Annotated in this window: 16 protein-coding genes; 14 read left to right on the forward strand and 2 right to left on the reverse strand. The window is 69.4% G+C overall.

The features are described 5' to 3' along the window. Positions 1-65: 65 nt before the first annotated feature. The 7 genes from ACZ6O0_RS40460 to ACZ6O0_RS40490 all read left to right on the forward strand — a co-directional run bounded on the left by ACZ6O0_RS40460 (position 66) and on the right by ACZ6O0_RS40490 (position 5,823). Positions 66-857, forward strand: a complete 792-nt coding sequence (locus ACZ6O0_RS40460; protein ID WP_465770386.1) for a PrsW family intramembrane metalloprotease — start codon at positions 66-68, stop codon at positions 855-857. Between the two features lie 33 nt (positions 858-890). Further along, positions 891-1,514 (forward strand): helix-turn-helix transcriptional regulator, encoded by a 624-nt coding sequence (locus ACZ6O0_RS40465; RefSeq protein ID WP_465770387.1) that lies wholly within the window; start codon positions 891-893, stop codon positions 1,512-1,514. After that, positions 1,498-2,622, forward strand: a complete 1,125-nt coding sequence (locus ACZ6O0_RS40470) for an aminotransferase class I/II-fold pyridoxal phosphate-dependent enzyme (RefSeq protein WP_465770388.1) — start codon at positions 1,498-1,500, stop codon at positions 2,620-2,622. The genes ACZ6O0_RS40465 and ACZ6O0_RS40470 overlap by 17 nt, the downstream gene beginning before the upstream one ends. Beyond that, on the forward strand, positions 2,619-3,518 hold the full coding sequence (locus ACZ6O0_RS40475; RefSeq protein WP_465770389.1) for an ornithine cyclodeaminase family protein: 900 nt from the start codon (positions 2,619-2,621) through the stop codon (positions 3,516-3,518). Before ACZ6O0_RS40470 ends, ACZ6O0_RS40475 begins: the two co-directional genes overlap by 4 nt. A 365-nt stretch (positions 3,519-3,883) precedes the next feature. Beyond that, positions 3,884-5,008, forward strand: coding sequence for an endonuclease (locus tag ACZ6O0_RS40480; RefSeq protein WP_465770390.1), 1,125 nt, complete (start codon positions 3,884-3,886; stop codon positions 5,006-5,008). Positions 5,009-5,131: 123 nt separating this feature from the next. Next, positions 5,132-5,386, forward strand: a complete 255-nt coding sequence (locus ACZ6O0_RS40485; protein ID WP_465770391.1) for a type II toxin-antitoxin system Phd/YefM family antitoxin — start codon at positions 5,132-5,134, stop codon at positions 5,384-5,386. Further along, on the forward strand, positions 5,383-5,823 hold the full coding sequence (locus tag ACZ6O0_RS40490; RefSeq protein WP_465770392.1) for a type II toxin-antitoxin system VapC family toxin: 441 nt from the start codon (positions 5,383-5,385) through the stop codon (positions 5,821-5,823). Before ACZ6O0_RS40485 ends, ACZ6O0_RS40490 begins: the two co-directional genes overlap by 4 nt. A 5-nt stretch (positions 5,824-5,828) precedes the next feature. Here ACZ6O0_RS40490 and ACZ6O0_RS40495 read toward each other — a convergent pair whose 3' ends face one another. Further along, on the reverse strand, positions 5,829-8,420 hold the full coding sequence (locus tag ACZ6O0_RS40495; protein WP_465770393.1) for a hypothetical protein: 2,592 nt from the start codon (positions 8,418-8,420) through the stop codon (positions 5,829-5,831). Between the two features lie 173 nt (positions 8,421-8,593). On the opposite strand from ACZ6O0_RS40495, the gene ACZ6O0_RS40500 reads away from it, so the two are divergent. Both ACZ6O0_RS40500 and ACZ6O0_RS40505 read left to right on the forward strand, forming a co-directional pair. After that, entirely contained in the window at positions 8,594-9,649 is a 1,056-nt protein-coding gene (locus ACZ6O0_RS40500) for a hypothetical protein (protein WP_465770394.1), read from the forward strand. Between the two features lie 60 nt (positions 9,650-9,709). Continuing rightward, on the forward strand, positions 9,710-10,531 hold the full coding sequence (locus ACZ6O0_RS40505; RefSeq protein ID WP_465770395.1) for a siderophore-interacting protein: 822 nt from the start codon (positions 9,710-9,712) through the stop codon (positions 10,529-10,531). Positions 10,532-10,616: 85 nt separating this feature from the next. Here the strand turns inward: ACZ6O0_RS40505 and ACZ6O0_RS40510 are convergent, their stop codons facing one another. Then, entirely contained in the window at positions 10,617-11,336 is a 720-nt protein-coding gene (locus ACZ6O0_RS40510) for a hypothetical protein (protein WP_465770396.1), read from the reverse strand. Between the two features lie 37 nt (positions 11,337-11,373). On the opposite strand from ACZ6O0_RS40510, the gene ACZ6O0_RS40515 reads away from it, so the two are divergent. The 5 genes from ACZ6O0_RS40515 to ACZ6O0_RS40535 all read left to right on the forward strand — a co-directional run bounded on the left by ACZ6O0_RS40515 (position 11,374) and on the right by ACZ6O0_RS40535 (position 16,804). Further along, complete coding sequence (locus ACZ6O0_RS40515) at positions 11,374-12,273, forward strand: aminoglycoside phosphotransferase family protein (RefSeq protein ID WP_465770397.1); 900 nt, start codon at positions 11,374-11,376, stop codon at positions 12,271-12,273. 12 nt (positions 12,274-12,285) lie between these two features. Further along, entirely contained in the window at positions 12,286-12,744 is a 459-nt protein-coding gene (locus ACZ6O0_RS40520; RefSeq protein WP_465770398.1) for a group II truncated hemoglobin, read from the forward strand. 99 nt (positions 12,745-12,843) lie between these two features. Then, positions 12,844-13,899 (forward strand): quaternary amine ABC transporter ATP-binding protein, encoded by a 1,056-nt coding sequence (locus ACZ6O0_RS40525; protein ID WP_465770399.1) that lies wholly within the window; start codon positions 12,844-12,846, stop codon positions 13,897-13,899. Continuing rightward, positions 13,899-15,851, forward strand: coding sequence for an ABC transporter permease (locus tag ACZ6O0_RS40530; RefSeq protein ID WP_465770400.1), 1,953 nt, complete (start codon positions 13,899-13,901; stop codon positions 15,849-15,851). The genes ACZ6O0_RS40525 and ACZ6O0_RS40530 overlap by 1 nt, the downstream gene beginning before the upstream one ends. After that, positions 15,848-16,804, forward strand: coding sequence for an ABC transporter substrate-binding protein (locus ACZ6O0_RS40535; RefSeq protein WP_465770401.1), 957 nt, complete (start codon positions 15,848-15,850; stop codon positions 16,802-16,804). The genes ACZ6O0_RS40530 and ACZ6O0_RS40535 overlap by 4 nt, the downstream gene beginning before the upstream one ends. Positions 16,805-17,167: the final 363 nt, after the last annotated feature.

Below are 17,167 nucleotides of genomic sequence, written 5' to 3' on the forward strand. Positions count from 1 at the left end.
GGCCTTCCCTCGTCGCTCCGGTCACTGCGCTCCCTACGCTCCTCAGTCCAGGCCGGGAGGGCCCCATGACCGCACAACAACTGGTCCGTCGATGGGCCTGGGTGGGAACGTTCCTGATCGGCGCCGGCCTTTACCTGGCTGTTCTGGCCGTTCTCACCGACACCGGGAACCCGAATCTCTTCCCGACGATGATCCTGCTCGGGGCGCTCGTCGTACCGCTGACGTTCGTGACGTTCGCGGCCGGGCGGTCCGGGCGGTGGCTGATCGACGGGCCGACCCTCGGTGGGTGCCTGCTGTTCGGCGGCGTGGTCGGGGTGGTCGTCGCGGGCCTGCTCGAGTACGACGCGATGCGCCGGCTCGGGACCCTGCCGATGCTCGGGGTCGGGCTGATCGAGGAGGCGGCCAAGCTGATCGTGCCGGCCGTCCTGGTGGTGTTCTTCGGCCACCGGTACCGCGGTTCGATCGGTCGCGGGATCGTGATCGGGGTCGCGGTCGGCACCGGGTTCGCCGTCCTCGAGACGATGGGCTACGCGTTCGTCGCGCTGCTGCAGTCCGGCGGGAACGTCGGGGACGCCGAGCAGACGCTGTTCATCCGCGGCCTGCTGTCACCGGCCGGGCACGCGGCCTGGACCGGGCTCGCCTGCTGGGGTCTGTGGCGGTTCGTGACCGCGCCGAACGGCCGGCACTTCGCGATCTTCCTCGGCATGTACGCGGTGGCCGTCACCCTGCACACCACCTGGGACGGCATCGGCGGCTGGATCACGTACGCCGTCGTCGGCGCGATCTCCATCGGCCTGCTGCTCTTCGGCCTCAAGCGGGCCCAGCGCGCGGACGCCTTGGTGCCCGCCGCCGTCTAGACAAAGTGTCCACTGTGGACATACTGTCCACGGGTGAAGCCTGACCAGCTGGCACCCATCGGCGAGGCGCTCGCCCGGCTGCTGTCGCCGCACGCCGAGGTCGTGCTCCACGATCCGGCCACCGACGAGATCGCCGCGATCTGGAACCCGTTGTCCGGACGCGAACCCGGCGACCCCTCGCTGCTCGGCGAGCTGGAGGAGCTGACCGCGACGGGCGCCGACGTCTACGGCCCGTACCCGAAGACGCTGCCGGACGGGCGGCGGCTGTCCGCGGTCAGCGCGGTGATCCGGGACGACGACGGCGCACCGGCGTACGTGCTGTGCGTGAACGTCGACCGGACCGCATTCGAGGAGGCGAGCCGGCTGCTGGCCGCCTTCGCCGCACCGATCGCCGGGCAGCCGCGGGTGCTGTTCGAGCACGACTGGTCCGAGACGTTGAACGAGATCGTCGCCGAGTACGTCCGGGAGCGTGGCGTCGCGCTGGAACGCCTGACCAAGGCGGACCGGCTGGAACTGCTCGGCCGGCTGGACGCAGCGGGCGTGCTCAGTCAGCGGCGGTCCGTGCCGGCCGTCGCCCGTGCCCTGCGGATCTCCCGGTCCGCGCTCTACCAACTGCTCGGCCAGACCCGGAAGGAGCCGAATGCCGACCCTGCCTGACTTCCGGCTGGAGACGTACTTCGCGCAGTGGGAGTTCAGCGCCCGCTACCACCTGACCGCCTCCGACGCGCAGACGCTGCCGATGTCCGAACTGCTCGCAATGGCCGACGACGACGGCCGCGAGCGCTGGGAGTCGCTTGCCCTCGGCTACACCGAGACGCGCGGCCTGCCCGCGCTGCGCACCGAGATCGCGGCGACCTACGCGTCCGCCGAACCCGAGGACATCCTCTGCTTCGCCGGCGCCGAGGAAGCGATCTACCTGGCCATGCGGACCCTGCTCGAGCCGTCGGACCACATCGTCGTACTGACGCCGAACTACCAGGCCGCCGAGACGATCCCGCTGTCCGTGTGCGAGGTGACGGGCGTCGCGCTGCGGCCCGAGGATGGCTGGGCCCTGGACGTCGACGCGATCGAACGCGCGCTCCGGCCGAACACCCGGATGGTGTCGGTCAACTTCCCGAACAACCCGACCGGCGCGCTCCCCTCGCCGGACGCGTGGGCGCGGCTCGTGCGGCTGTGCGACGACCGCGGGATCACGCTGTTCTCCGACGAGGTCTACCGCGGCCTCGAAGCCCAACCGTTGCCCCAAGCAACCGATCTGTCCGGTACGGCGATCTCGCTCAACGTGATGTCCAAGGCCTACGGGCTGCCCGGACTGCGGATCGGCTGGATCGCGTGCCGTGATCGTACGGTCCTCGACCGGATCGAGCGGGCCAAGCACTACACGACGATCTGCAACTCCGCGCCGAGCGAGGTGCTCGCACTGATCGCGCTCCGGGCCCGGGATCGGCTGCTTGAGCGCAACCGCAGGATCATCGCGGAGAACCTTCCGGTGTTCACGGAGTTCTTCGGGCGCTACCCCGAGCTGTTCGAGTTCTCCGCGCCGGACGGCGGGTGCGTCTGCTATCCGCGCTACCGCGGCTCCGACGGCGTCGAGGCCATGTGCACGGAGCTGGTCGAGCAGGCCGGTGTCCTGTTGCTGCCGTCGAGCATCTACTCGTCCGAACTGACCGAGACGCCGACGGATCGCTTCCGCGTGGGGATCGGGCGGAGTGGACCCGCCGAAGCGCTGGCCGTGTGGGCCGACTGGCTGGAGAAGCGCCGATGACCCTGCCGATCATCAGCCTGGACGAGATCGCCCGGGTCGCGACTCCGTCCGTGGTGTTCGCTGCGGTCCGGGACGGGTTGATCGCCCACGCCGAGGGCCGTACGTCGGTCCCCGCGCCGATGGTGCTGGACTTCCCGGACCACGCCGGCGACTGCCATGTGAAAGCCGGGTACGTCGACGGGTCGCCGTACTTCGCCGTGAAGATCGCGAGCACGTTCGCCTCGGTCAACAACGGGCTGATGCTCGTCGTCGATGCGACCACCGGTGCGCCCGCCGCGGTGCTGGCGGACGAAGGCATGCTGACGGCCTGGCGTACGGCGGCAGCCGGCGCGCTGATCACCGACGCGATGACCCCGCCCGACGTGGACGAGGTCGCCGTCCTCGGGACCGGTGAGCAGGCCCTCCTGCAGGTCCGGTGGTTACGGGAGCTGCGCCCACTGCGCCGAGTCCACGTGTGGGGCCGCCGGCCGGAGGCTGTGGACGAGCTCTGCGCCGCCTTCGCGGCAGAGGGTTTGGACGCAAAGCCTGATGCGCTCGACGGTGCAGCGTGTGTGATTGCGACGACCGCTGCCCGTGAGCCGTTGCCGGCCGAGCTCTTCCGGAACGCGGTGCACGTGACCGGGGTCGGGACCGACATGCCGGGTAAGGGTGAGTTGCCGGTCTCCGTGTTCGACGGAGCTTTGGTTGCCACGGACGACCACGCGCAGTGTCTCGATCACGGTGACTTCGGGAACGCGGTCCGGGCCGGCGTCGTGGCGGATGACGTCGACCTCGCGGTTGGCGCCGTACTGCGGGATGGCGTGGATCGCACGCGACGGTCGGTCGCCGACCTCACCGGGATCGGCGCCATCGACGCGGCGGTGGCCGGGACGGTGGTCGCGGCCCTCGAGGGCTGACGGCTCAATGACCCGTCAGTAGTGTGAGACGGCCGAGCTGAGCCATGGACAACGCGTGCTGGACTGAGTACGGTCCGTAAACGGCGTCCGCACCACGCCACCGCCGGAGGATGGTGAGTCCTCCCCTTGTCGGTGAGGTGCTGCCCGCCAGTAGCGCCTCACTGGTGGATGGGCAGAGCAGCCCGCGGCAGTTCGTCGCGGCCTGATGGGGGCCCATACACCCAGGTGGGGCGGTGAGCGCCACTCACGCGCTCACCGCCCCACCGGCTCAATTTCACCCCCTGTTTCCGGTCCAGATGTTCGGTAGCCGGACGACCTGGGCAGACTGTCAGGCGTCCGGTCCCCACCCGCCCCTGGGAGTCGCCGTGCTGAGATCCCGCTTGTTCCGCCCCGCCTTGATCGTCACCGCCGTACTCGCTCTGCTCGGCTTCGGCATCACCCCGTCGAGCGCCGCCACAGCCATCACCGTCGCTACGGCGATCGGCCGGCAGGACGGATCGAGTGCCTCGGTCACCGGCTACGTGGTCGGTCAGCCCACCGCCACCAGCACCGTTGTCCGCAGCAACTTCCCGAACGACTACGCGCTCGCGCTGGCCGACTCGGCGTCGCAGACCAGTACGTCGTCGATGCTGTACGTCCAGATCCCGGCCACGTTCCGCGCGTCGTACGGACTGCAGAGCAACCCCGCGCTGCTCGGTCAGAAGATCACCGTGACCGGCACGCTCACGGCGTACTTCTCGCATCCCGGCTTGAAGGACGCGACGGCTTTCACCGGCGGCGGCTCGTCGGATCCGGGGCCTGACCCGGGCGACTACTACGCCGGTGCCGAGGGCAAGACCGGTGCCGCGCTGAAGGCCGCGCTGCACACGATCATCTCCAGCCAGACCAAGCTCACGTACGACCAGGTCTGGACCGCGCTCAAGGACACCGACCAGGACCCGGCCAACACCAACAACGTGATCGAGATCTATTCCGGCCGCTCCATCAGCAAGAGCGCGAACGGCAGCGCCGCCGACGACTGGAACCGCGAGCACGTCTGGGCCAAGTCCCACGGCGACTTCGGTACGGCGACCGGCCCGGGCACCGACGTCCACCACCTCCGCCCCGAGGACGTGTCGGTGAACGCGGCCCGCGGCAACCTCGACTTCGACAACGGCGGTACGGCGGTGGCCCAGTGCTCCGGCTGCACGGCGGACTCCGATTCGTTCGCCCCGCGCGCGGCCGTTCGCGGCGACATCGCCCGGATGATCTTCTACATGGCCGTCCGCTACGAAGGCGACGACGGCTTCGCCAACCTGGAGATCAACAACTCCGTCAACAACGGCAGCGCCCCCTACATCGGCAAACTCTCAGTCCTCAAAGCCTGGTCCGCCGCCGACCCACCCGACACCTTCGAGAAGCGCCGCAACGAAGTCATCTACACCACCTACCAACACAACCGAAACCCCTTCATAGACCACCCCGAATGGATCACCTCGATCTGGCCCTGACCCATCTGCCCCCGCCCTGCCCCACCATCTGCCCTCCGCACCGCCCGGCTGGCTCCTCCACAGTGAGTGGAGACACAGATTGTGGCTAGTATCGAAGGAGGAAAAGTGGCCACAGGAGGATTGATGGACATCGGTATCCGGGAGCTCCGGGACGGTCTCAGCCGCCATCTCGCGCAAGTGCGCGAGGGACACACCATCACCGTCACCGACCACGGCAAACCGATCGCCCGCATCGTCCCGGTGGAAGGACCGACGAGACTGCAGCAGTTGATCGCTGAGGGAAAGGTGCGGCCTCCGCTCCGGCCGAAGCGTCCAGCCCCGCCGCCGATCAAAGCCGACGGAACCGTCAGCGACCTGATCGGAGACCAGCGGCGATGATCTGCTACTTCGACACCTCGGCCTTCGTCCCGCTGGTGATCGATGAGCCGGCGTCCCCGGCCTCTCGTCGGCTGTGGGAAGACGCGGACGATGTGATGTCCAGTCAGCTCCTGTATGTGGAGGCTGCGGCGGCCCTGGCGCAGGCGGCGAGGTGCAACCGGATCACTGCAAGGCAGGAGACTCGAGCGTTGCGCGTGGTCGACCGGCTCTGGAGCGAGTTGCATGCCGCCGAGCCGACCGAGCGGCTGATCCGCCGAGCTGCGGTGCTCAGCTCATCGCAGGCGCTCCGAGGGTACGACGCGCTGCACTGCGCCACGGCCGAACAATTCAACGACCGCGATCTGATCTTCGCGTCGGGCGATCGGCAGCAGCTCAAAGCCGGTGAGAATCTCGGGTTCTACGTCGCGGATGTGAATGATCCGGAGTTCGCTCGGTAGTGCCGCTAGCGGCTGGCGGTGTGGGTGGTGTGTTCTCGGGTGGTGAGGGTGGGGCGGGCGTCGGGGCGTTCGGCGGCGGTTAGTTGGGGTTGGGGGGCGGTGGGGTGGGCGACGCCGGTGTGGGCGGCGGCGTGGCCTAGGCGGGTTTGGACCCAGTCTTGGAGGCCGGGGTCGGCGACGGTGATCTGGTGGCCGGATTTGCGGAGGAGGCCGCGGGAGATGAGGCCCTGGCCGGCGCTGTCGAGGTCCCAGCGGCCGGGGGTGGACGGGCCGGATTCGGCGGGCATCGAGAGGCCTTGCGGACCGCGTACGGCGGTCTTCGCGAGCAGTTCCTTCTCCGCGTCGGAGCAGTTGTGCCACGCCGCCTCGTACAACGCCCGCGAGCGGCTGTTCAGCTGAGCCGTCGCGGCCTTCGCCACCCCGGCGGTGATACCGGTCTGCGGATCCGCCAACTCCAGGGCCGAACCCGCCAGCGCACGAAGCCGGCTCGGGTTGCCGTTGGCGGCCTTGACCAGACTGTCCACAGCCTGCGACTCGTACGGGATCCCGGCCTGACGCAGCGGCTCGGCGAGCGCCGGACGCAACTGCGCCTCGGTCAGCGGCGCGACTTCCCGGACATCGAACCGATGCGCGACGTTGGTCTCGATCCCGGCCTGCCCGCCCGACGCGCCGAGCAGCCGCGCGGTCGCCAGCTCACCACCGGCCCCGACCAGGAACACCGGCTTGCCCTGCCGCTCCAGATGCGCGGACAGCTCGGTCAACGCGACCAGATCACGGTCTGAGGCAACGTCGAGGTTGTCGACCATCAGCATGATCGGCTCGCCCTTCTTGGCGGCCAGTTCGCCGAGGTGATCCGCGAGTTCGTTCAGCGTGCTGCCGACCGTGTCCCGAGGCGCGGCATCCCACTGCCGCTTCCCAACCACCTGGAACCCACCCGGCACCCCGACGCGAACCTCCGCACCGTGCTGCGCGTTCCGGGTCCGAACGGCCAACTCCCCCAAGGCCTTCTTGAGCTTCCGCGCCTCCCCGGACCCGAACCGCCGCCGGAACCCGTCCAGGTCATGGCTGACCGCGCGTACGACGCGGTTCTCCAGCGGCTCGCGCGGCGACGCGTCCAACCGGATCGCCGTCCACCCCTGCCGGTCGGCCAGCGCCTGCGCCCGGTCCAGCTCGTGGCTCGTTCCCATACCGGGCGGCCCGGTGAACAGTACGGACGTCCGCGTCGGGAGCCGCTTGTCCAAAGAGATCGGCTGAGCGTTCTGATCCACCCGATCGACCGGATGCACCGGGGTGCGCGCCGTACCGAACACCTGGCTGACAAGCGCCCGATCACCGGTTGGATGAGCCGGCGCGATTCCTTGCTGGGCGAGTGCCTGACTGACCGTCACCGGTCCGGCCGGAGCCGGCGTCTGCTCGAGGTAGTCGTTGACCCAGTCCTGGAACCCAGCCTCGGCGATCGTGACGCGCTCGCCGTCGTGTTCACGAAGCAGACCGCGGGCGACCAGGATCTGCCGAGCCGTGTCGATCTCCCGCCAGCCCGAACCGGCGGCCTGGGTCTCCGCCGGCATCAACAGCCCGTTCGGCCCTTGAGCCGCGACCCTGGCGAGCAGGTCCTTCTGCGCGTCCTTGCACTGATTCCAGCGACCTTGGTACAGCACCACGGACTCTTTGCCGACCTGCGATGCCGCCGCGGCCGCCGCGGCGATGGTGATGCCGGCGTCGCGATCGGCGTACGCGAGCGCCGTCTCGGCCAGGGTGCGGAGCCGGCTCGGGTCACCGTTGGCGGCTCTGAGCAGGTTGTCGATCGCCGCCGGCTGATAGCCGATCCGCGCGTCGTCGAGCGGCCTGGTCAGGAACGGCCGCAGCTCTGCGTCGGAGAGCGGCCCGACCTCACGGATGTCGAACTGGTTGGTGACCGTCGTCGCGATGCCGGACATCCGGTCCGACGCGGCCATCAGCCGGCTGGTGGCCATCGCGCCGCCGGCCGCGACCAGCCACACCGGGCGGCCCTTCTGCTCCAGATGTACGGCGAGCTCGTTCAGGCCGGCCAGGTCCCGCGGGGACGCGGCGTCGACGTTGTCGACCAGCAGCAGCACCGGCTGATTCTTGCTCGCGGCAAGCTCTCCGAGCTGGTCGCCGAAGTCGTTCAGGGTGGTGCCGATGTCGTCCTGCGGCGTGACGTCCCACTGCCGCTTGGCGATGAACTGCACCGGTGCGGCACCGACCCGCACCTCGGCACCGTGCTGGGTGTTGCGGGCGCGCTGGGTCAGGTCGCGAACCGTCTTGCGCAGCTTGCGAACGCGCACGTACCCGAACCGCGAGCGCAGCTTGTCGAGGTCCGCCTTGATCGCACGGGTGAACCGGTTCTCCAGTGGATCCCGGGCCGAGGCCTCGACCCGGATCGCGGTCCAACCGTTGCGTGCGGCAAGCTCCTGGGCCTGGTCCAGCTCCAGGCTCTTACCCGTCCCGGGCGGGCCGGTGAACAGGATCGCCTTGCTCTCCGGGAGGACGTCGCCGAGGGAGATCGGTCGACCGAGCCGGTCCGTGCGCGTGACGGTGTACGCCGGGCGCCGCGGCGTACCGAAGACCTGGCCCATTGGACCAGCGTGCGGACCGTAGCGGTCCCCGACACAGGCTGTACATGGCCTGCCGGTTAACAGTCCGCTCCCGGAAGTTGAATGAACCGAACCGGTCTACCGCCGCGGCCCGATCGCGCAGTCCTCGGCGACAACGCTTGGCACCGGCCTGGGCCACTGTCACCCTCTGTTGCATGAGACGCTCACGAGTAATGGCGGCGCTGCTGGCAGCGCCTTTGGTGGGGCTGTTGCTTGGCAGTGCGCCGTCCGCCCAGGCCGCTCCGGATCCGAACCTGACGATCACGGACGTGGTCCTGAACCGCACCGCCGTCGCGGTGTCCGGGCTGAACACCTACCCGATCGGCGTCACGGTGAAGGGCGGGTACGACTCCGACGAGCCGGGTGACCAGAGCCTGACGCTGAACGTCGTACTGCAGCGCACCGGCGGCACCGGGCCACTCAGGTACATCGTCTCGACCGACCTCAAGCGGACCGACGGCACGCTGGAGAACGGCACCTGGACCGGGCCGCTGAACGTGGCCTCCACCGCGAACGGCACGTTCAAGGTCACCGGCGTGATGACCGGTCCGTACGGCGCTCCTGGCGGCGGCACTCCGATCGATCCCACCCCGTTCGCCGGCCAGACCGTGACCGTCACCGGCACCCACCAGCCGAAGATCACCGCATCGGTGAACCCGAAGGTGGTCCCGTTCGGCAAGCCGTACTCGATCCGCTGGGCGGTCACCGACGCGCAGACCGGCAAGGCCTACGGCACCCGGCTCACGGTCGGCCTGGGCATCGACACCCCGTGCGCCGAGGGCGGTGCGCCGCTGTACAGGACCGACACCAACGGCATCGTCACCAAGTCGTACACGGCGAACGACGGCCTGGCGCTCAACTGTCTGCAGGTGCCGGGCAAGCCGTACCTCATCAACGCGCTAGGCCTGTTCGTGGCCCGCCCGGGTATCGTCGCGGCGACCCCCTCGAAGACGAGCGCACCGGTCGGCACGATCGTCCCGGTGAACGGCTCGGTCGCGGGCGCCCCGTCGAACTGCGCGGTCAACCTGCAGCGCTTGTACGGCGCCACCCAGTGGCGGACGGTCGGTACGGCGAAGGTCCGGCAGAGTGGGCGTTTCACCTTGAACGCGCAGCCGGCGTACAAGGGTCTGATCCCGTACCGGGTGTGGTTCCCGGCCTGCTACAACTTCACTGCAGGGCTGAGCAAGACGTTCTACATCCGCGGCCTCTAGTCGCGAAGTGGGTTAGCCTACTTAGGTAGCCCTAACTTCCGCCGAGAGGACTGTGGTCGCGTGACCAGCCCCGCACCCCGCCGTAACCGCGTCTGCAAGCGCGCCGTCGTACTCTGGACCGAGCGGATCACTCCGCACATGATCCGGGTCGTGCTCACCTCGGACGACTTCGCCGACACCGGCTTCACCGACCACTACGTGAAGCTGCTGTTCTGCAAGCCCGGCGTGGAGTACCCGGAGCCGCTGGACATGGGCGTGGTCCGCGAGACGTTCCCGGCGGAGCACTGGCCGACCATGCGGACGTACACGGTGCGGAACTGGGACGAGGACAGCAAGGAACTCACGATCGACTTCGTGTACCACGGCGACGAGGGTGTCGCCGTTCCGTGGGCCGCCGCGGCTCAGCCCGGTGACGTGCTGTGGTTCAACGGTCCGGGTGGCGCGTACGCGCCGGACGAGGCGGCCGACTGGCACCTCCTGGTCGGCGACGAGAGCGCCCTGCCGGCGATCGGCGCCGCGATCGAGCAACTCCCGCCGGGTGCCCGCGCGACCGTTCTCCTCGAGGTGGAGGACGAGACCGAGGAGCAGAAGTTCAGCGGCTCCGGCGACGTCGACGTGACCTGGTTCCACCGCACCACCGCCACCACCGGCCGCGGCGACGCCCTGGTCACCGCCGTCGAGGCCCTCACCTTCCCACCCGGCAACGCCCAGATCTTCGTCCACGGCGAAGCCGGCTTCGTCTTCCGCATCCGCAAGAACCTCTTCACCGACCGCGCCCTCCCCCGAGACCGAGTCTCCCTCTCCGGCTACTGGCGCCTAGGCAAAAACGAAGACGGCTGGCAAGCCGAAAGGGCCGAGGCCAAGCAACGCGAAGCCTCCTGACCCGAACCAGCCCCGCCCGTGCAGCATCGTACGAGCATGGTTGACCCTGCGTTGTTCGATCGGTTTGTGAGGGGGTTTGCGTTGGCTATGCGGTGGACGCGCGGCGGGTGAGTACGTCGATCAGGGTCTCGGGCTGGTTGGTCGGCAGGACCCAGTCCTCACCCGACGCCTGCAGGATGACGGCCGGGCCGGGTGTGGCCACCGCGTGGTTCACCGCGATCGGGAACTTGAGCCGCTCGGCGCCCGACAGCGAGAACTCGAAGGTCCCGGTCACCTCGGCCAGCGGATAGGTGCGGAACTGCTCCGCCGACCGCGGCACCGGATGCGACTGGATGGTCACCGAGTCCGCCCCGACCAGGACCGCGGCCAACGGCAGCCCACGGAGCCGGAAGACCAACTCGTACGGCGTCTCCGCCAGCTCAGGTACGACGGGCACCAGCAACACGCGGTCGGCGTACCGGGCCAGCGCCAGACCGGCGACCGCACCCACGATCAACCCAGGTAGCGCGAGGATCGCGGGCCACCAGACTCCAGTCACCAGTGGGAAGAGCGTGACGACCAGTCCGGCGATCCCGCCGAACAGTCCGCCCACACCGGTCCACCAGCGCGGCTTGTAGCGATGCCGGCGCCGGAGCACCCAGCCGAGGACAAGCATCCCGAGCGGTACGACGCAGCCGATCCACGCCGCGGCCGGTCCGGTCGAGCTGATCCACGCGACCACCCCGAGCAGCACCAACGGGATCCCGAGATAGATGACCGCCACCACGCGCTGCACCCGCTTGTGCCTGCGTTCCACGTCGCTCACGGGAAAACCCAAGCACATCCGCGCCGAACCACCTACTGTGCCGAGGGTGATCGAGATTCCCGCGAAGCTGATCAGGAATCACAGCACGCGGTCGGCCGACTGGTTGGCGGCGTTGCCCGGGACGGCCGCGACGTACATCGATCGGTGGCAGTTGACCGTCGCGGGTGAGCCGCTGAGCGGTGAGGCCTCGCTGATCCTGCCCGTCGTCCGCAAGGACGGCGCCGAGGCGATGCTCAAGCTCCAGTCGGTCAACGAGGAGAGTGAGAGCGAGGCCCTCGCGCTGCGGACCTGGAAGCATGACGACGTCGTCGAGGTGTTCGAGGACGACCCGGAGACGTCGACCCTGCTGCTCGAGCGGCTCGAGCCGCGCACGCTGGACGATCTGCCTGACCACGTCGAGGCGACGCGGATCCTGGCCGGGCTCCTCACCCGGCTCAGCGCCGTACCGGCACCGCCGGGGATCAGGCGGCTCGCGGACATCGCCGGCGCCATGGTCGAGGACGCGCCCGGTCTGATCCCACGGTTGGCCGATCCGGTCGAGCAGCGGCTGGCCCGGCGCTTCGTCGCCCAGGTGACCGAGCTGCTGCCGGAATCCGGTGACCGGCTGCTGCACTGGGACCTGCACTACTACAACGTGATGGCGGCGCGGCGGAAGCCGTGGCTGGTGATCGATCCGAAGCCGCTCGCCGGCGATCCGGCCTTCGAGGTCTTCCCGGTGCTGTGGAACCGCTGGGACGACCTGGTCGCGACCGGCGATCTACCCCGGGCGATCCGGGACCGCTTCGACCTGATGCTCGAGGTGACCGGGATCGACCGGGACCGCGCGGTCGGGTGGACGGCCGGCCGGATCCTGCAGAACATCCTCTGGGACGTCGACGGCGGGGGCACCCGGATGGACGCGGAGCTGCGGGCGGTCGCCGATGCCCTCTTCGCGTGATTACATGATTACGTGACTACTCCGACGCTGTACGAGTGGGCCGGCGGGCACGAGGCGCTGCGCCGGTTGACCGAGGTGTTCTACGACAAGGTGCTGGGCGATCCGGTGCTCGCGCCGGTGTTCGCGCACATGAGCGACCAGCATCGCGAACACGTGGCGATCTGGCTGGGCGAGGTCTTCCGCGGTCACAGCCGGTACACGGACGAGTTCGGCGGCTACCCGGCGATGCTGTCCCACCACCTCGGCCTCGCACTGACCGAGGAGCAGCGGTCCCGCTGGGCCGCCCTGATCGCGGCCAGTGCGGATCCGGCCGGACTGCCCGACGACCCCGAGTTCCGCTCGGCCTTCGTCGCGTACGTCGAGTGGGGCACCCGGATCGCGCTGGCCAACTCCCAGCCCGGCGCGACCCCGCCGCCGGAGGCGCCCGTACCGCATTGGGGTTGGGGAGAAGCACCGCCGTACCAGCCCTAGTTGACGGAACAGACACCCGCGCGAGCGCCGGGGGACTGGGGGTTGGATACAGTCGCGGTTCACGACGAAACCGCGTGGCGGGGATGCGAGGGTGAACCTGTGACCGCTCAGCTCGAGTATCCCGGGGTGCAGGACGACAACGCGCTGCTGTCCATCCAGGGACTGTGGAAAGTGTTCGGCCCGAAGGCGCAGCGCGTCCCGCATCGGCCCGACCTCGCGGCGCTGGACCGCGCCGCCCTCTACGCCAAGACCGGGTGTACGGCGGCCGTCCGCGACCTCAGCTTCGACGTCGCGCCCGGCGAGGTGTTCGTGGTGATGGGGCTGTCCGGGTCGGGCAAGTCGACGCTGGTCCGCTGCCTCACCCGTTTGATCGAGCCGACCGCCGGCGGCCTGTACTTCGAGGGCGAGGACCTGCGGGCCGCCGACGAGAAGCGGCTGCGGGCGTTGCGGCGGAGCAAGTTCTCGATGGTGTTCCAGCACTTCGGGCTGCTCCCGCACCGCAAGGTGATCGACAACGTCTCGTACGGCCTGGAGATCCGCGGCGAGAGCAAGCCGGACCGCCGTCGCCGCGCGCAGGAGGTCATCGACCTGGTCGGCCTGGCCGGGAACGAGCACTACTACCCGGAGCAGCTCTCCGGAGGCATGCAGCAGCGCGTCGGTCTGGCGCGGGCACTCGCGAACGACCCCGACGTACTGCTCTTCGACGAGCCGTTCTCCGCGCTCGACCCGCTGATCCGCCGCGAGATGCAGACCGAGGTCGTCCGGTTGCACCGCGAGGTCGGCAAGACCATGGTCTTCATCACCCACGACCTGTCCGAGGCGCTCAAGCTGGGCGACCGGATCCTGCTGATGCGCGACGGCGCCGCGGTCCAGCTCGGCACCGGCGACGAGCTGGTCGGGGCACCGGCCGACGACTACGTCCGCGAGTTCGTCCGGGACGTGCACCGGCCTGACGTCCTCACCCTGCGCTGGATCGTCCGCGAACCGCGCCCGGACGAGCCGCTGGACGGGCCCGAGCTCGGGCCGGACGTGCTGGTCCGCGAAGCGACCCGACTCGTGCTCGAGGCGGACCGCCCGGTCAAGGTGGTCGCGGACGGCACTCTGCTCGGCGTGATCGGCGACGAGGAGATCCTCGCCGTCGTCGCGGACAACTGATGGCCGCCATCACGAGCGACGTGCACGTCGAGGTCCGCCGGCCTCGGCGCAGCGTCGTCGTCGGAATCCTGCTCGTCGTCTGGGTCGCGGCGTACTTCGTCCTGCGCGGTATCGACACGTTGACCCTCGGCGGCCAGGAGACGACCGCGTTCCACCGCTGGCTGACCGAGCATCGCGACGACGTCGGCCAGGGCAACGCGCTGTTCGACGCGATCCGGGTCGGTGTCGACCACTTCGTCGTCCTGCTGCAGAACCTGATCTCCCAGCCGTCGTACGACCGGCCGGTCCCGGTGATCGGCTGGCTCGGCGTCGTCGCGCTGTCGGCGTACCTGGCCTGGGCGTTCGGCAACTGGAAGGTCGCGGTGCTGACCGCGGCCGGGCTCGCGTTCGTCGGGCTGCAGGGGCTGTGGCAGGAGAGCATGGACACGCTCGCGCTGACGATCGCGGCCGTGCTGCTGTCGTTGCTGGTCGCGATCCCGCTCGGCATCTGGGCCGGTCTGTCGAACCGCGCGTTCCGGGTCGCGACGCTCGTCCTCGACCTGATGCAGACGCTGCCGACGTTCGTGTACCTCGCGCCGCTGACGTTGTTCTTCGCGATCGGCCCGGCCGCGGCCACGATCGCGACGGTGATCTACGCGGCGCCGCCGGCCGTCCGGCTGACCGCGCACGCGATCCGCTCGGTGCCGCCGGAGAGCGTCGAGGCGGCCCGGTCGCTCGGGTCCACCCGCGGCCAGACGCTGACGAAGGTGCTGTTGCCGATGTCGCGCTCGACCGTTGTCGTGGGCATCAACCAGACGATCATGGCCGCGCTGTCGATGGTGACCGTGGCCGCGCTGATCGACGCGCCCGGCCTCGGCCAGACCGTGCTGAAGGCCCTGCAGACGCTCGACGTCGGCGTCGCGTTCAACGCCGGCCTGGCGATCGTGGTGATCGCGATCGTGCTCGACCGCGTGACCACCGCGGCCGGCGACCGGCCCTGGCGTACGGCGAACGTCCGCCGGCGGATCCTGCTCGGCGCGGGAGCGGTCGGGGTGCTGGTCGCGATCTGGTTCTCCCGGACCTACGTGTGGGCGGCCGAGTTCCCCACCGACGTGAACCTCGGCTCGCGGATCGCGGTGATCGCCACCGACGTGACGAACTGGGTGCAGGACGTCTTCGGCGGTTTCACGTACGGCGTGCGGGACGCGGTCACCAACGGGCTGCTCAACCCGCTCGAGGCGCTGCTCACCGGGTCACCCTGGTGGCTGGTGACCACGGTCGTCGTTGCGCTGGCCGCCGTACTCGGGAGCTGGCGCGCGGCCGTCCCCGCCGCGGTCTGCTCGGGGTTGCTGGTCGCGACCGGGGTCTGGCACGACAGCATGGTCACGCTGGCCTCGACCCTGCTCGCCACAGTTGTGGTCGTCGCCGTCGGTCTCGCGCTCGGAGTATGGGCCGGGCGCAACCGGCGCGTCGACACCTGGATCCGGCCGGTGCTCGACGCCGGGCAGACGATGCCGCCGTTCGTGTACCTGGTGCCGTTCCTCGCGCTGTTCGGCACCAGCCGGTTCACCGCGATCGCGGCCGCCGTCGTGTACGCCGTACCCGTCACCACCAAGATCGTTGCCGACGGCATCAGGGCGGTGCCGGTCGCGACCGTCGAGGCGGCCAACTCGGTCGGCTCCAGCAGCTGGCAGGTGATCAGCAAGGTGCAGCTGCCGGTGGCCCGCCGGGCCATTACCCTCGCGGTCAACCAGGGCCTGATCTACGTCCTCGCGATGGTCGTCGTCGGTGGCCTGGTCGGCGCCGGTGCGCTCGGGTACGACGTGGCCGCGGGCTTCGCGCAGAGTGAGTTGTACGGCAAGGGCCTGGCGGCCGGGCTGGCGATCGTCCTGCTGGGCGTTCTGCTCGACCGCGTGACGCAGGCGGCCGCCCGCCGTACCCAGAGATTCCAAAGTAGAGGAGACAAGCGGTGAAGAAGCTCCGGTATGCCGGTGTGCTGACGGCGGTGGCGCTGGCCTTGTCCGGGTGCGGTGGGGCGAAGGTCGGCGAGGACAAGCAGCCGGCCGCCGCCGGCAAGGAATGCGGCACGTTCAACCTGACCGTCAGCCCCTGGGTCGGGTACGAGGCGAACGCGGCCGTGGTCGCGTACGTGGCGACCAAGGACCTCGGCTGCAAGGTCGTGAAGAAGAACCTCAAGGAGGAGATCGCCTGGCAGGGCTTCTCCACCGGTGAGATCGACGTGAACCTGGAGAACTGGGGTCACGAGGACCTGAAGAAGAAGTACATCACCGACGACAAGGTCGCGGTCGAGGCCGGGTCCACCGGGGTCAAAGGCGTGATCGGCTGGTACGTGCCGCCGTGGATGGCGCAGCAGTACCCGGACATCACCGACTACAAGAACCTCAACAAGTACGCCGCCCTGTTCAAGACGTCGGAGTCCGGGGGCAAGGGGCAACTGCTCGACGGCGACCCGTCGTACGTGACGAACGACGAGGCGCTGGTCAAGAACCTGTCGCTGAACTACAAGGTCGTGCAGAGCGGCAGCGAGACCGCGCTGATCCAGGCGTTCCGGGACGCCGAGAAGAACAAGAAGCCGCTGCTCGCGTACTTCTACGAGCCGCAGTGGTTCTTCAACGAGGTCAAGCTGGTCAAGGTGGACCTGCCCGCGTACAAGGCCGGCTGCGACGCCGACCCGGCCAAGGTCGCCTGCGACTACCCGCCGTACGACCTGGACAAGATCGTCTCGAAGAAGTTCGCCGACTCCGGCAGCCCGGCGTACGACCTGGTCAAGAACTTCCAGTGGACCAACGAGGACCAGAACGCGGTAGCCCGGATGATCGCCGTCGACAAACTCACCCCCGACGCCGCCGCCGAGAAGTGGGTCAACGCCAACCAGGCAAAGGTCAACGCCTGGCTCGGCAAGTAGTCCACCCCACGCGTGCTCCAGCCGTCGCTCCTACGTCGCGCCGGCTCCGCGCGCTCCCACCCGCCCCCCGGCTTGGCGCCGGTACTTGCTGCCGGCTACCGCCGGTGGTTTGCGGTCTATCGCCCGCGTGCTGCGTGCTCCTTCGTCGCACGCGGGCGAGAACCGGGCGGCGTGGTGGGTCAGGTGACCATGGTTGCGGGGACTGCGGTCAAGCCCACGCGCGTGCACCCGCCTCCCACCACCTCGCCCTCTCGTGCGCACCGACGACCGGGGCCCGAGCCACGGCGGGACGGGGGCTGACGGCTGAAGGACCCTTGAGGTTGTGCTCATGGGCCGGGGGCAACTATCACGATGTGAACGAGC

The sequence above is a fragment of the Kribbella sp. NPDC048837 genome (assembly GCF_055586945.1).